At 73.3% G+C, this 13,303-nt stretch carries 14 protein-coding genes and 1 tRNA gene; 1 reads left to right on the top strand and 14 read right to left on the bottom strand.

All coding sequences use genetic code 11. The features are described 5' to 3' along the window. Positions 1-35 precede the first annotated feature (35 nt). From panC to ACERMF_RS02255, 14 genes are all read right to left on the bottom strand, one after another. Positions 36-1,010: a pantoate--beta-alanine ligase gene (panC, locus tag ACERMF_RS02320; RefSeq protein WP_373667395.1), complete on the bottom strand. Its 975-nt coding sequence runs from the start codon at positions 1,008-1,010 to the stop codon at positions 36-38. After that, positions 998-1,870: a Rossmann-like and DUF2520 domain-containing protein gene (locus tag ACERMF_RS02315; protein WP_373667394.1), complete on the bottom strand. Its 873-nt coding sequence runs from the start codon at positions 1,868-1,870 to the stop codon at positions 998-1,000. Before ACERMF_RS02315 ends, panC begins: the two co-directional genes overlap by 13 nt. Continuing rightward, the gene (gene folK, locus ACERMF_RS02310; RefSeq protein ID WP_373667393.1) at positions 1,867-2,496 is read right to left on the bottom strand and encodes a 2-amino-4-hydroxy-6-hydroxymethyldihydropteridine diphosphokinase; all 630 of its coding nucleotides are present in this window, start codon (positions 2,494-2,496) and stop codon (positions 1,867-1,869) included. Before folK ends, ACERMF_RS02315 begins: the two co-directional genes overlap by 4 nt. Then, the gene (gene folB / locus ACERMF_RS02305) at positions 2,493-2,870 is read right to left on the bottom strand and encodes a dihydroneopterin aldolase (RefSeq protein ID WP_373667392.1); all 378 of its coding nucleotides are present in this window, start codon (positions 2,868-2,870) and stop codon (positions 2,493-2,495) included. The genes folK and folB overlap by 4 nt, the downstream gene beginning before the upstream one ends. Positions 2,871-2,879: 9 nt before the next feature. Then, positions 2,880-4,016: a dihydropteroate synthase gene (folP, locus tag ACERMF_RS02300; RefSeq protein WP_373667391.1), complete on the bottom strand. Its 1,137-nt coding sequence runs from the start codon at positions 4,014-4,016 to the stop codon at positions 2,880-2,882. A gap of 117 nt (positions 4,017-4,133) precedes the next feature. Beyond that, positions 4,134-4,679, bottom strand: a complete 546-nt coding sequence (gene folE / locus ACERMF_RS02295) for a GTP cyclohydrolase I FolE (protein WP_373667454.1) — start codon at positions 4,677-4,679, stop codon at positions 4,134-4,136. A gap of 113 nt (positions 4,680-4,792) precedes the next feature. After that, positions 4,793-6,808, bottom strand: a complete 2,016-nt coding sequence (gene ftsH / locus ACERMF_RS02290) for an ATP-dependent zinc metalloprotease FtsH (protein WP_373667390.1) — start codon at positions 6,806-6,808, stop codon at positions 4,793-4,795. 228 nt (positions 6,809-7,036) lie between these two features. Beyond that, the gene (gene hpt, locus ACERMF_RS02285; RefSeq protein WP_373667389.1) at positions 7,037-7,606 is read right to left on the bottom strand and encodes a hypoxanthine phosphoribosyltransferase; all 570 of its coding nucleotides are present in this window, start codon (positions 7,604-7,606) and stop codon (positions 7,037-7,039) included. Between the two features lie 58 nt (positions 7,607-7,664). Next, complete coding sequence (gene tilS / locus ACERMF_RS02280) at positions 7,665-9,128, bottom strand: tRNA lysidine(34) synthetase TilS (RefSeq protein ID WP_373667388.1); 1,464 nt, start codon at positions 9,126-9,128, stop codon at positions 7,665-7,667. Next, a complete protein-coding gene (locus ACERMF_RS02275) occupies positions 9,129-10,190 on the bottom strand; it encodes a zinc-dependent metalloprotease (protein ID WP_373667387.1) in 1,062 nt (353 codons plus the stop codon). 22 nt (positions 10,191-10,212) lie between these two features. Continuing rightward, complete coding sequence (locus tag ACERMF_RS02270; RefSeq protein WP_373667386.1) at positions 10,213-10,536, bottom strand: hypothetical protein; 324 nt, start codon at positions 10,534-10,536, stop codon at positions 10,213-10,215. Between the two features lie 188 nt (positions 10,537-10,724). After that, on the bottom strand, positions 10,725-11,441 hold the full coding sequence (locus ACERMF_RS02265) for a GNAT family N-acetyltransferase (protein ID WP_373667385.1): 717 nt from the start codon (positions 11,439-11,441) through the stop codon (positions 10,725-10,727). A 100-nt stretch (positions 11,442-11,541) separates the two neighbouring features. Continuing rightward, positions 11,542-12,579 (bottom strand): LLM class flavin-dependent oxidoreductase, encoded by a 1,038-nt coding sequence (locus tag ACERMF_RS02260; RefSeq protein WP_373667384.1) that lies wholly within the window; start codon positions 12,577-12,579, stop codon positions 11,542-11,544. A 62-nt stretch (positions 12,580-12,641) separates the two neighbouring features. Further along, positions 12,642-12,714 (bottom strand) — tRNA-Thr (locus ACERMF_RS02255). A 118-nt stretch (positions 12,715-12,832) separates the two neighbouring features. Between ACERMF_RS02255 and ACERMF_RS02250 the strand changes: the two genes are divergently transcribed. Continuing rightward, positions 12,833-13,297, top strand: coding sequence for an SRPBCC family protein (locus ACERMF_RS02250; RefSeq protein WP_373667383.1), 465 nt, complete (start codon positions 12,833-12,835; stop codon positions 13,295-13,297). Positions 13,298-13,303 lie beyond the last annotated feature (6 nt).

Here is a 13,303-nt window from a genome sequence, read left to right as displayed (position 1 = left end):
GCCCCGCAGGTCACGGGGGCCGTGGTTCCAACCGGTCACTGGTGCGGCGCGGCGGCGCTGGTGGCGGCGAGCAGCCGGTCCTCGTCGGCCGCGTCGCCGATCTCGACGTTGTCGATCAGGCGGACGCCGCCGACGGTGGCGGCCATCGCGACCAGCAGGGCCCGCGACGGTCCCGCAGCGGTCGACGGTGACGTCGCGGTGCCGACGGCCTCCCCGCGCGGTGCGTCGGGGGGCGCCAGCGTGTCGGGGTCGACGACCTCGACGTAGTCGACGACCACGGCTGGGACGTCGGCGAGCGTAGCGAGGGCAGCCGCGCGGACGCGGCCGGGGTCGACGGCACCGTCCCGGTCGCGCCCGTCGCGTGCGGCGAGGACGGCCGCGCGCAGCGCCTGTGGGATGGCGGCCGCCGCCGCACGGCCATCGGCGTCGAGTCGGCGGTTTCGTGACGACATCGCCATGCCGTCCGCCTCTCGCACCGTGGGGGTGAACACCAACCGCACCGGCAGGTCGAGGTCCGTGACGAGGCGGCGGATCACGACGTTCTGCTGGAAGTCCTTTCGACCGAACACGGCAACGTCGGGCGCGACGATGTTGCACAGCTTGGTCACCACGGTCGCGACGCCGTCGAAGTGTCCGGGGCGCGACGCCCCCTCGAGGACCGTGGTCACGTCCGCGACGTGGACGGTGGTCGCCGGCGGCACCGGGTACATCTCGCGTTCGTCGGGCGCGAAGACGTACGCGGGTGCGTGCTCGCCCAGTCCCCGCAGCGCGTCCTCGTCGGCCGCGAGCGTGCGTGGATAGGCCGCGAGGTCGTCGGGGCGGTCGAACTGGGTCGGGTTGACGAACACGCTCACCACGACGACGTCGGCGTGAGCGGCGGCGATCCGGACGTTCTCGAGATGTCCCTCGTGCAGCGCCCCGAGGGTCGGCGCGAGCGCGACGGTGCGACCGGCACGTCGCTCGGCGGCCACGGCGGCGCGCACCTCGGCGATCGTGGTCAACCGTTGCATGGTTGCTCCGCGATGGCCGCGCGCAGACGGCGCACGGTCGGGTCGTCGAGCGAGGGTCCCGCCTGCGCGAGCACGGCCTCGGTCAGGGCGCGGTAGGCGTCGGCGAGGTGGGGCAGGTCGTCGGTCAGCGCCCGCAGGTGGCGCTCCACCGTGCCGACGTCGCCACGCACCACCGGGCCGGTCAGCGCGGTGGCGCCGTCGCGGAGCACGTTGGCGACGCTCGCGGCGACCAGCGGGCCCAGGAACCGCTCCGGCTCGCGGAGACCGGCGCCCAGCAGCGCCTGGCGGGCGGCGGCCACCGCGGCGCCCACGGCGTTGGCCCCCAGCGTCAGCCCGGCGTGGTAGAGCACCCGCGCCGACTCGGGAACGTCGACGGGGTCCCCGCCGAGGTCGCGGACCAGCGCGTGCGCCCACGTCCGGTCGTCACCGGCCGCGGTCACCGCCCAGGCGGTGCCCACCAGCAGGTCGGGATCGCGGGCACCGTCGGGAACGGTCATCGCCGGGTGACAGGCCGCGACCGACGCACCGGCACGCCGGGCGAGGTCGAGGGCGCCCAGCCCGACGGATCCGGCGACGTGGACGAGACGGTGGCCCGAATGCAGGGCGTCCGCGCGAGCCAGGTCCCGGACGACCGGGACGATCGCGTCGTCGGGGACCGCGAGCAGCACGAGGTCGGCGCCGACGACGGCCTCGCCCGGCGTGTCGTGGGTCCGTACACCGGCGACCGAGTCGGCCAGGCCGGCGCGCGAGGACTCGCTGCCGCCGGCGACACCGACGACGCGATGGCCGGCTCGGCTGCAGGCGACGGCGAGCAGGGTGCCGAGGCGGCCCGGGCCGATGATCGCGGTGCGGTACCTCACCCCTGCCGTCCCGGGTCGTCCGCCGGGGCGCCGAACTCCGGCCGGGAGAACGAGGCGGGTGGGGCCGACGGTCCGGTCGGCCGTTCGAAGCGCCGACCCGGGAGGTCCTCGAGCCTGACCACCGGTTCGATGCCCTCGATCGGCGCGAGCGCCGCCAACAGGTGCGTCAGCCGGCGGCCGTCGGGCAGCGCACCACCCGGCATGATCTCGAGGAGGGGGACGAGCACGAAGGCGCGCTCGGCCAGGCGGGGATGCGGGAGGGTGAGGGTGTCGCTGTCGTATTCGCGGTCGCCGAACAGCAGCAGGTCGATGTCCAGCGTGCGTGGCCCCCAGCGGACCTCGCGGTCACGGTCCCGGCCGAAAGCCCGCTCGAGCAGCTGGGTCTCCTCGAGCAGCTGCGGGGGTTCGAGGTTGGTGACCGCCTTCACCACGAGGTTGTAGTACGCCTCCTGGGTCACCGCGCGCGGGTCGTCGGCGGGCGGCCACGGCGGCGTCTCGTAGACCGCCGAGACGTCCTGGACCGCGACGCCGTCGAGGTCGTCGATGGCATGCACGGCTGCGGCGAGCGTCTCGAGCCGGTCGCCGACGTTGGCACCGAGGCCCAGCATGACCTGCTCGCTGCTCACGCGACGGAGCTTCCGTCGGCTCGCTCGCGGCGCAGCGTGACGGCCACCTCGCTGGCGACGACCGGCAGCGGCGCGGCCGGTTTGTGCACGGTCACCTCGGCGGCGTGCACCATCGGTGCCTGCAGGCAGCGATCGGCGATGCGCCCGGCGAGCGCCTCGATCAACTGCACCGGCTGCCCCGACGCGATTCCGGCGACGTCCGCGGCGAGATCGCCGTAGTGGACCGTGTCGGCGAGGTCGTCGGATGCGGCCGCCGGCGACAGGTCGAGTTCGAGCACGACGTCGACGACGAACCGTTGCCCGATCTCGCGCTCATGGGGCAGCACGCCGTGGCGCCCGAAGACCTCGATGCCGGTCACGGAGATGCGGTCCACCGGGCGCTCCTAGGCCTCGTCGCCGGCCGTCGCGATCGCGTGGGCGACGGCGAGGGCCTGCACGGTCTCGGCGACGTCGTGCACACGCACGATGCGGGCGCCGCTGCGGACGGCCAGCGCGGCGGAGGTGACGGATGCGACGACACGGTCGTCGGTCGAGGTGGCACCGGTCACCCGTCCGAGGAAAGCCTTGCGCGACGTGCCGATCAACACCGGCCGCCCCAGTGAGGTGAACTCACGCAGTCGGCGCAGCAGCACGAGGTTGTGTTCGGCGGTCTTCGCGAAGCCGATACCCGGATCGACCACGACCAGTTCGCGGCCGACGCCCGCCGCCTGGATGTGGTCGAGTCGGTCGGCCAGGAAGTCGAACACCTCGCCGACCACGTCGGTGTACTCGGCCTGGTCCTGCATCGTCCGTGGCGTACCGCGGCGGTGCATCAGCACGTAGGCGACGCCGAGCTCGGCGACCGTCGGCACGAGCTCGTCGTCCACCCCGCCCGCCGACACGTCGTTGACGATGGCGGCGCCGGCGGCGACCGCCTCGCGGGCCACCCGCGCCTTGGTCGTGTCGATCGAGACGACGGCGCCCTCCTCCGCCAGTGCCTCGACGACCGGGATGACCCGGCGCAGTTCCTCGTCGACGTCGATCGGGTCCGCACCCGGGCGCGTGGACTCGCCGCCGACGTCGAGCACGTCGGCACCGGCCTCGAGCAGGGCGCGACCGTGACGCAGCGCGGCGCCGGGGTGGTCGTCGGGCGCGTAGTGGGCGCCGCCGTCGGCGAACGAGTCCGGCGTGACGTTGACGATGCCCATGACGACCGGCCGCGTCGCGGTCGGGAGCACGGCGCGGCCCGGAAGTGGCAGGTCGGGCGCGGTGCCCAGCCACGCCTCGACGGCCGGCTCGACGCTGCCGGCGACGAGGTCGGCCAGTTCGCGGCCCCCGACCCGGCCGGCCGCGTCGATCAGCCGCGAGGGCACGGCGGTCACCACGAGGCGGCCGTCGACCCACGCCGAGACGCCGCGGGCGGCAGCGGCAGCGTCGGCGATCTCGCCGGCGCGTGGCAGGCGCGACAGCGCCAGCCGGGCAGGTCCCCCGGCGGGCACGAGCCTGGCCTCCTCCACGCGGGTGAGCGGAGCGTCGATCACTTGCCTCGCCTGTCGTCCCGGTGCCCGTGACGGCGGCCGTCCGCCGGCCACCACACCGAGCGGAGAGCCTACGGCACGGTCACTTCGGGGCCGCCAACGCCGGCCACCGCCCGACCGTCAGTGGCGCCGCGGGTCGCCACGCAGCAACGACAGCGCCTCGGCACGCGTGCGCGGGTCCTCGCGGAAGATGCCCCGAACGGTCGAGGTGACGGTCTCGGCGCCCGGCTTGCGCACGCCGCGCATCTCCATGCAGAAGTGCCGGGCTTCGATGACCACGATCACGCCACGTGGTTCGAGCGCCCGCTCGAGCGCGTCGGCGATCATCGTCGTCATGCGTTCCTGCAGTCCCGGTCGTTTCGCACACACGTCGACCAGGCGCGCCAGCTTCGACAACCCGGTGACCTGCCCGCTGGTGTTGGGCAGGTAGCCGACGTGCGCGTGACCGACGAAGGGCACCAGGTGGTGTTCGCACTGGCTGTGGAACGGGATGTCGCGCATGAGCACGAGCTCGTCGTGGCTCTCGTCGAAGACGACCGACAGCACCGCGGCCGGGTCCTCGACCAACAGGCCGGCGAAGATCTCGTCGTACTCACGCGCGACCCGGGCCGGCGTGTCGACGATGCCGGGACGGTCGGGGTCCTCGCCGATCGCCTCGAACAGCATCCGGACGGCGCGCTGGATCTTGTCGTGGTCGAACGCCTGTCGCGGCCTGACGCCCGGCAGGTCGGCGACCGTGCTGGCGTCCTCCTCGGGCTCGATCTGGGGAGGCAGTTGGCTCACGACTCGTCGTGCTCGCCGCCGCTGGCTCCCGTGCCGGCACCGAGGGCGCCCTGGGGGCCGTGTCCGTTGCCGCTGCCGTGCCCGTTGCTGGAGCCGTTGGTCAGCCGGCGCAGCTTGCGGATGACGTCGGCCGGGTCGTGGGCCTCGGGAGCCTCGAGCGCACGGCTGGGCCGCTTGTCGATGGGGGCGAACACCTCGGCGAGCAGGTCGCCGTCCACGGTCTCGACCTCGAGCAGCTTCGTGGCCAGGTGCTCGAGGACGTCGTCGTTCTCGACCAGGATCTCGAGCGCCTCGTCGTGCGCCTCGTCCAGCAGCTGCCGCACCTCCTGGTCGATCTGGTAGGCGACCTGACCGGAGTAGTCAGGGGCGTGGCCGAACTCCTTGCCGAGGAACGGCTGCGAGTCCCGCTGCCCCAGCGTGATCGGTCCCAGCTTCGAGCTCATGCCGTACTGGGTCACCATCTCCTTGGCGGTCGCGGTGGCCTTGCGGATGTCGTCGCCGGCACCGGTGGTGATGTCACCGATCTTGATCTCCTCGGCGACGCGCCCACCGAGCATGACGGCGAGGCGGTCGATGAGCTCGCTGCGCGAGATGAGGTACTTGTCCTCGGTGGGCAGCTGCATCGTGAAGCCCAGCGCCTGCCCGCGCGGGATGATGGTGATCTTGTGCACCGGGTCCGCGTTGGGCAACGCGTGACCGACGATCGCGTGGCCGGCCTCGTGGTAGGCGACGGTGCGCTTCTCGCCCTCGCCCATGAGGCGGGTCTTGCGCTCCGGACCGGCGATGACGCGCTCGATCGACTCCTCGAGTTCGGCGTGGCCGATCTCCTTCTTGCCGAACCGGGCGGCCAGCAGGGCGGCCTCGTTGATCAGGTTGGCCAGGTCGGCGCCGGTGAACCCGGGGGTCTGCCGGGCGAGCACGGACAGGTCGACGTCACCGGCCAGCGGCTTGCCGCGGGCGTGCACCTTCAGGATCGCCTCGCGACCGATCAGGTCGGGTCGGTCCACCACGATCTGGCGGTCGAAACGACCCGGGCGCAGCAGCGCCGGGTCGAGGATGTCGGGCCGGTTGGTGGCGGCGATCAGGATGACCGAGCTGCGGACGTCGAAGCCGTCCATCTCGACCAGCAGCTGGTTGAGGGTCTGCTCGCGTTCGTCGTGCCCGCCACCCATGCCGGCACCGCGGTGGCGGCCGACGGCGTCGATCTCGTCCATGAAGATGATCGCCGGGGCGTTGGCCTTTGCCTGCTCGAACAGGTCGCGGACACGCGAGGCACCGACACCGACGAACATCTCGACGAAGTCGGACCCGGAGATGGAGAAGAACGGAACCCCGGCCTCGCCCGCGACCGCGCGCGCGAGCAGCGTCTTACCCGTTCCCGGAGGCCCGAACAGCAACACGCCCTTGGGGATCTTGGCGCCCATCTGCTGGAACTTGGTCGGGTTCTCGAGGAACTCCTTGATCTCGCGCAGTTCCTCGATGGCGGAGTCGGCGCCGGCGACGTCGCTGAACGTGACCTTCGGCGCGTCCTTGGAGACCATCTTGGCCTTGGACTTGCCGAACTGCATCACCCGGCCGCCGCCGCCCTGCATGTTCTGCATGAGCAGGAAGAACACGACCAGGATCAGCATGAACGGCAGGACGGTCGCCAGGATCGAGGTCAGCGCGCCCGGCTGTTCGGGATCGAACTCGACCGAGCCGATCATGCCCTGCTCGACCCAGTTCGCGAGCTGGTCGCGGTTGATCTCGGGGCTGTAGTGGACGCTGAAGGCCTCGGTGTCGCCGCCGGTGCGACGCTCGCCCTCGATGAGGTCCGAACGATTGCCCACGACCGTGGTCTCGACGTCCTGTCCCTGCAGTTCGCCGTTCTCGACCGCCTGGGCGAACTCGGTCCAGGTCAGCTCGTCCGGAGCGGCCTGCCCCTGCACGAAGCTGACACCGAGCCACAGGGCGGCAGCGAGGGCGAGGACCCAGGGCAGGGGGCCGCGGAGAAGGCGCTGGCCTGGCTTCACGTTTCCTCCACCTGTCCGACGCGGCGGGCAGCGTGCGGATCACGCCCGATTGGGGCCCACGGACGCGCGCGGACGAACACTCGCCGACGCCCCCGGAACGGGGCGTCTTTCTGGGAGTTCGATGCTACCACCGACCCAGACCGGTTCCCCGGGCCTGCGCCGGGGTCCGGCAGGGTCGTCATCGGCCCGGGTGGACCGGGCGGCAGCGTCGGCAGACCCGGACGAGGGTCAGCCGCCGTACACCGAGGGCGCGAGCGTGACGATGTCGCGCAGGGAGCGGTACCGCTCGGCGTAATCGAGTCCGTAACCGACGACGAACACGTCGGGGACCTCGAAGCCGATGTACTTGACCGGCAGGTCCACCTCGCGGCGGCTCGGCTTGGTGAGCAGCGACAGGATCTCGACGCTGGCGGGTTGGCGCGACCGCAGGTTCTTGGTGAGGTAGTCGAGGGTGAGGCCCGAGTCGACGATGTCCTCCACGATGAGGACGTCACGACCCTCGATCTCGGTGTCGAGGTCCTTGAGGATGCGCACGACGCCGGACGAGGAGGTCGAGGAGCCGTAGGAGGAGACGGCCATGAAGTCCATCGCCGACGGCACCGTGAGGTAGCGCGCCAGGTCGGCCATCACGAAGATGGCGCCCTTGAGCACCCCGACCAGCAGGAGTTCCTTGCCCGCGTAGTCGCGGTCGACCTCGGCGGCGAGCTCGGCCAGCCGCGCGTCGAGTTCGGCTTCGGGGATCAGGATCGACTCGACGTCGTCGCGGAACGTCGGCGGGATCGAGGCCAGCTCGGACATGGGTGCACTTCCTTCGCCCGGCGGCGTCGGCAGGCGGTGGGGAACCGGGTCGCGGATCCTAATCGTCCCGTTGGACCAGCAGCAGCGCCCGGGGGGCCGCGCGGCCCTCACGCACCACCTCGACGTCCGCGGCGATGCCGGGAACCCACACGACGCGGTCCCCGGCGGCCACGACCGGCCACAGGTCGCGCACGGGACGGGGCAGTCCGGCGTCGACGAGCACGTCCTGCAGGCGCCGCGTGCCGCCCGCCGTTCGCAGCCGGTCCCCCGGGCGACGGGAACGCACCACGAGCGCCGAGGTCACGGGGCCGAGGGCGAGCGACATCCGCTCCGCCGTACCGCCGGGCGGCACGAGCCGGCCGGGGATGCGCACCCGCGGCGGGGTCCAGGCCTCGGCGAGCGCGAAGGCGATCTGGCCCGGATCGGTGGCGGCGGGAGCGGGAGCGCCGGGCGTCAGGGACGTGATGCGCATGGACGTGGGCGGCCAGTCGACGCCGCCGGGGACCGACAGCGTCTGCTCGGCCTCGCTGGGCGCGGTGGGTGGCCCGACCGTCCGCCAGCCCCCACCGGCCGTCGCCCGCACGCCGCCCGGCAGGTCCACCGCCGCGCCGGGCGCGAGATCGAGCACCCGCTCGACGGCAGCGGCACCAGCCGGCTGGTCGAGCAGTTCGGCGAGCACGAGTCGCACGACACGGCGCCGGAGTGCGATCGGCAACCGGTCCAGTCCCGCGTCCGGGAGGCTGCGGACGGCGCCGGTCCGCACCACCAGCTCGGCGGCATGTCCCTCGGCCAGCGCGTGCAGGGCGGCGGCGTCGGCCCGCGCGAGGTCGGCGAGGCGTCCGAGGGCGCCCACCGGGTCACCCCCCGCCCGCGCGAGGGAGGGCAGGACCTCGTGACGCACGACGTTGCGCCGCATGGCCGGATCGACGTTGGTCGGATCCTCGACCCAGGGCAGCCCCTCGGCGACGAGGAACGCGCGCAGGTCGGCGCGACGCAGACCCAACGCCGGGCGCAGCAGGTGCAGGTCGGGACGCAGCTCGCGGCCCTGCGACATGGCTGCCAATCCGTCGACGCCCGTGCCGCGTGCGGCACGCAGCAGCACCGTCTCGGCCTGGTCGTCGGCGGTGTGGCCGACCACGACCCACGCCGCGCCGACGTCGGCCGCGACCGACGCCAGCGCCCCGTAGCGGGCGTCCCGGGCCGCAGCCTCGAGCCCGCGTCCGCTGGCGGTCACCTCGACCTCGACCTGCCGCAGCTCCAGGCCGAGGTAGCCGGCGTGCGTGCGCAGAGCAGCCTGCTCCTCACCGTCGGGCCGCAACCCGTGTCGCACGTGCGCCAGGGTCGGGGTCAGGTCCGGGCGTGCCTCGGCGACGAGGTAGGCGACCGCGGTCGAGTCGGCGCCGCCGGAGACGCCGATGACCACCCGTGCGCCGTCGGGGACGGTGGCGGTGGCGGCCCGGACCGTCGCGACGAGGACGTCACGCGGCCGGCCGGGCGCCAGCGGGCCGAGCGGTGGCTCCACTCAGGCGGCCCGTACCCGCGCCAGCCAGCCCGCCGGGTCGGCGACCTCGTCGGCCTGCGGCAGGTGGTCGGGCGCCGCGAACGCATGGTTGAGGGCGGTGACGCCCCCGAGCTCGAGCACGCCACGGACGAACTGCTCCCCCTCGCGGTACTGGCGCCGCTTCATCTCCATCCCGGCGAGCGACAGCAGCTTGGAGGTGACGTCGCCGTGCCGCTCGGCCAGCGCGTCGCGCACGGCCTGGGGGTCACGGATGAGGTCCTGGGCGGCGGCGTCGTACATGGCGGTGTTGCCGTGCCCCTCGAGCAGGCTCATCAGGCCCTGCGCCTGGCTGACGATGCGTGACTGCTCCTCGGTCAGCACCGCCGACAGCAGCGGCTCGATGGTGCCGGTCTCACGCACCTCGGCGATCAGGCGCGGCAGGCGCGGTGCCAGCTCGCGGACCGCGTTGCGGTCCAGGCGGGCGTCGGCGAGATAGCGCTGGACCAACCCGCGCAGGTGCTCGCCGAGCCATGGGTTGCCGTCGAACTGCAACCGGTGCGTGATCTCGTGGAGGACGACGGTGCGGCGGATGTCGGTGGCCAGGTCGCCGTGACGCTCGGCGAGTTCGAGCACGTTGGGCCCGACCACCAGCAACTCGCCGCCGCCGGGACCGCCGAGCGGCAGCACGAACTGCCCCAGCACCTTCGTCGAGAGCAACCCGAACAGGGCGCCGATCTGGACCCCCACGACCCGCGACGCCAGCGCCCGGTTCCCCGAGAGCTTCTCGCGCAGCGGGGCGAAGGCGCCACGCATGCTCGACACGTTGATCCGGACCCAGCCGAGCCGGCCCACCACGCGAGCCTGCGTGGGGGGCAGGCCGTGACCGAGCTGTGACCAGCGGCGTGCCGCCGCGTCGAGGTCCGGTACGTCGGCCTGGATCTCGTGGCGGAGGTCGCGGACCGTGTGGGCGTCGTCGCGGCGACGGGGGGCGACCAGGGATGCCGCCCACATGGCGGCCTGCTCGTCGATCACCGGCGGGGCGGCAGACGTCCCCTCGGTTCCGGCTTCGGAGGGGATGGTCACGTGGGCGCCTTCGTCGGTGGGGTCAGCGCCGGCCAGCCGCCTCGCGTTCGGGCCGGTGCACGAGCAGGTAGTACAGCCCACCGAGCATGGTCACCCCGAAGGCGCCCGCGACCAGCAGGATCCATGCGGCACCCCAGGTGAACTGGACCTCACGGTTCTCGTAGCCCCCGAGGGTACGGGCGGGGTTGTCCTCGGCGTCACGCGGCATCGGGTCGGGGCCCGTCGGGTCGCCGGCCTCGACGGCCAGGACCGTGGTGGCGGACGTGTCCGCGAACGCGACGCTCGGCGCCGCCAGCAGGCCGACGAGGAGCAGCGCGGGGGCCAGCAGGCCGAGAAGGCGGCGCATGGGTCGAGGACCTCCCAGATGCGTTGGGGCTGCGGTGACGTGCGGGGGACGCGAAGGGCGTCGCACCGAAGGTGGGCGCCGACGGACGATCGTAGCCGAGCGGCGGCCGTGCCCCGAAGCCTGCGGCCGGCCGATGCGCCCGGTGCGCTACGCCGGCTCGTTGCCCGGGGCGAGCGCACGGGCGGAGGTCACGACGTGGCGTTCTCGCGCAGCGACCACCGGTACTCGCGGACGAGGCTGCCGCCGGAGCCGGGCCGGACCGCTCCGGCGGTCCATCCCATGCGCTCGTAGAACCGCTCGGCGGGGCCGGGCGACGCGGTCACGAGCCGTGCCTCGTCGGCGCCCGCCTCGCGTGCTGCGTCGAGGAAGGCGGTCACCAGCGCACGCCCGGCGCCGCTGCCCTGGGACACGGCGTCGACGGCGACGTGGGTGAGCACGGCGATGCGCGGCCCGACCGGATCCGCGTCGTCCCTGGCGGCGCTGTCGGCACGAGCCGGCGTCTCGGCAGGCGGGTCGGCCGTCGCGCCCGTGCGGCCGAGGTGTCGCAGTGGATAGCGCAGGACCCAGCGCAGGTACCGGCGGACGCGTGTCCGCAGGAAGAGCCACGCCAGGGGCGGCCGAACGCTCAGCGCCAGCAGTCCGCGGCCGGCCAGCCCGGGTCCGTAGCGTCGCACGACGCGGCGGTAGTGGTCACGGTTGGAGAGCGTGCCGACGAGGAAGCCCTGGGGTCGGCCCGCGTCTCCGGCGACAAGGGCGATCGCGTGCTCGCTCTGCAGGAAGGTGCGGTGGTAGGAGCGCAGGAACCCGCAACCGAGCCGCGCGAAGAACCCGTCGGGCAGCTGGGCGCGATGGATGCGGGCGGTCGCCCGCAGGTCGCGTGGTTCGGCGGGACGCACGTGGACCACGACGGGCGTCTCCTGTCGTTGCACGCCTGGTGCGCACGCTACGAGCGTGCCGCGGGTGTCGAACGCCACCCGGCCGGGGCCGTTCGGTCGGAAACCGACCCTACCCAGACGGCTGGCCGGCGCCCGGGACCCGCTGCGCAGCCGGATCGGTGCGACGCGTGAGCCCGTACGCCTGCGCCACCAACTCCAGGGAGCGCAGGCGGGCTCCGCGCGAGGTCCCTGCCGACGCGAGGATGAGCTCGTCGGCGTCGGCGTGCTCGGTGAACCACGCCAGATACGTCTCGACCTGCTCGATCGTGCCCGCTGCCGTGTAGCGCACCATCTGTTCCACCTGCTGGCCGGCGGGCGAGGCCAGGACGGCGTCGAGGTCCGCCGTCGTCAGGGTCCGGTCGCGACCGAACAGCAGCCTCGCACGGCGGCGCTTGGTGGCGAGCAGTTCGCGCTCGGCCTCGGCGTGGTCGTCGGCCGCGATGACGTTGACGGCCGCGATGACGTGCGGTGCGTCGAGCTGGGCGGACGGCCGGAAGCCGTGCCGGTAGGTCGCGACGGCCTGCTGGAGCGCCTGCGGGGCGAAGTGCGACGCGAACGCGTATGGCAGCCCGAGGGCGGCCGCGAGCTGGGCGCCGAACAAGGACGAACCGAGGATGTAGAGCGGAACGTCGGTCCCCCGGCCGGGTGTCGCTTCGACACCGGGGACGCGGGACGGCCCCGACAGGTAGCCCTGCAGTTCCAGGACGTCCTCGGGGAACCGGTCGGCTGCCGCGTGGTCGCGCCGCAGCGCCCGGAACGTGGCCTGGTCCGATCCGGGCGCACGGCCGAGACCGAGGTCGATGCGGCCCGGATGCAGGGTCGCCAGGGTGCCGAACTGTTCCGCGATGGTGAGTGGCGCGTGGTTGGGCAGCATGATGCCGCCGGCACCGAGGCGGATCGTGGCGGTGTGCGCCGCGACGTGGGCGATCAGCACGCTGGTCGCCGCCGACGCGATCGACGTCATGTTGTGGTGCTCGGCATACCACACGCGCCGGTACCCGAGCTCTTCGGCCGCCTCGGCGAGCGCGACGCTGGCGTGAAGGGCGTCCGCGACCGTCTCGTCCTCGCCGACGTCGGCGAGGTCGAGGATCGACAGTGCGACGGTCATGGCGCCACCTTCAGGGGTATGACCACGGCGGCCCGCGTCCGGGGAGGACGCGGGCCGTGGGGAGCCGGGACGGGGAATCGAACCCCGGACCTATTCATTACGAGTGAATCGCTCTGCCGACTGAGCTATCCCGGCGTGTGACGAGGGTCGTGCGGAAGGCGGCGGGAGGATATCGGACCGGTCGCCGGGCCTGCCAACGGCGGCCGCAGCACCCGGCACCGATACGTTCGCGTGCGCGGCACGAAGGATCTGCATGGCAGCGATCGACCTCAACGGCACCTGGCGCACGACGGCGGCGCCGGCCGACGTGTGGGCCGTGGTCGTCGACCTGACCACCTGGCCCAGGTGGTGGCCGGCCATCGACGACGTCGAGGTGCTGGCCGGCTCGGCCTCGGCCCCCGAGGCGGCGCGGTTCACCTTCGGGACCCCGGTCCGCCCGCTGCGGGTGGACATGGCGGTCACCTCGTCGCGACCGGGCGAACGACTCGACGTGGTCACGGTGGGCGGGCCGGTGCGCGGCACGGGGCGGCTCGAACTCGAAAAGGAGGCGTCCGGGACCGCCGTCCGATTCGCCATGCGCATGGACGTCCGGTCGCGGCTGTTCAAGCCGGTCGAACGCGTGCTGGCGGGTGCGGCCCGCAACGACGACCGGTTGCGTCAGGCCGGGGACGACCTCGCGCGCCTCGCCGGCGGCGAGCCCGGCGTCCACGAGGTGTAGCGGGCC

This window comes from Egicoccus sp. AB-alg6-2, from assembly GCF_041821025.1.
GTDB lineage: Bacteria > Actinomycetota > Nitriliruptoria > Nitriliruptorales > Nitriliruptoraceae > Egicoccus.
This window is presented reverse-complemented; position numbering and strand designations above follow the sequence as displayed.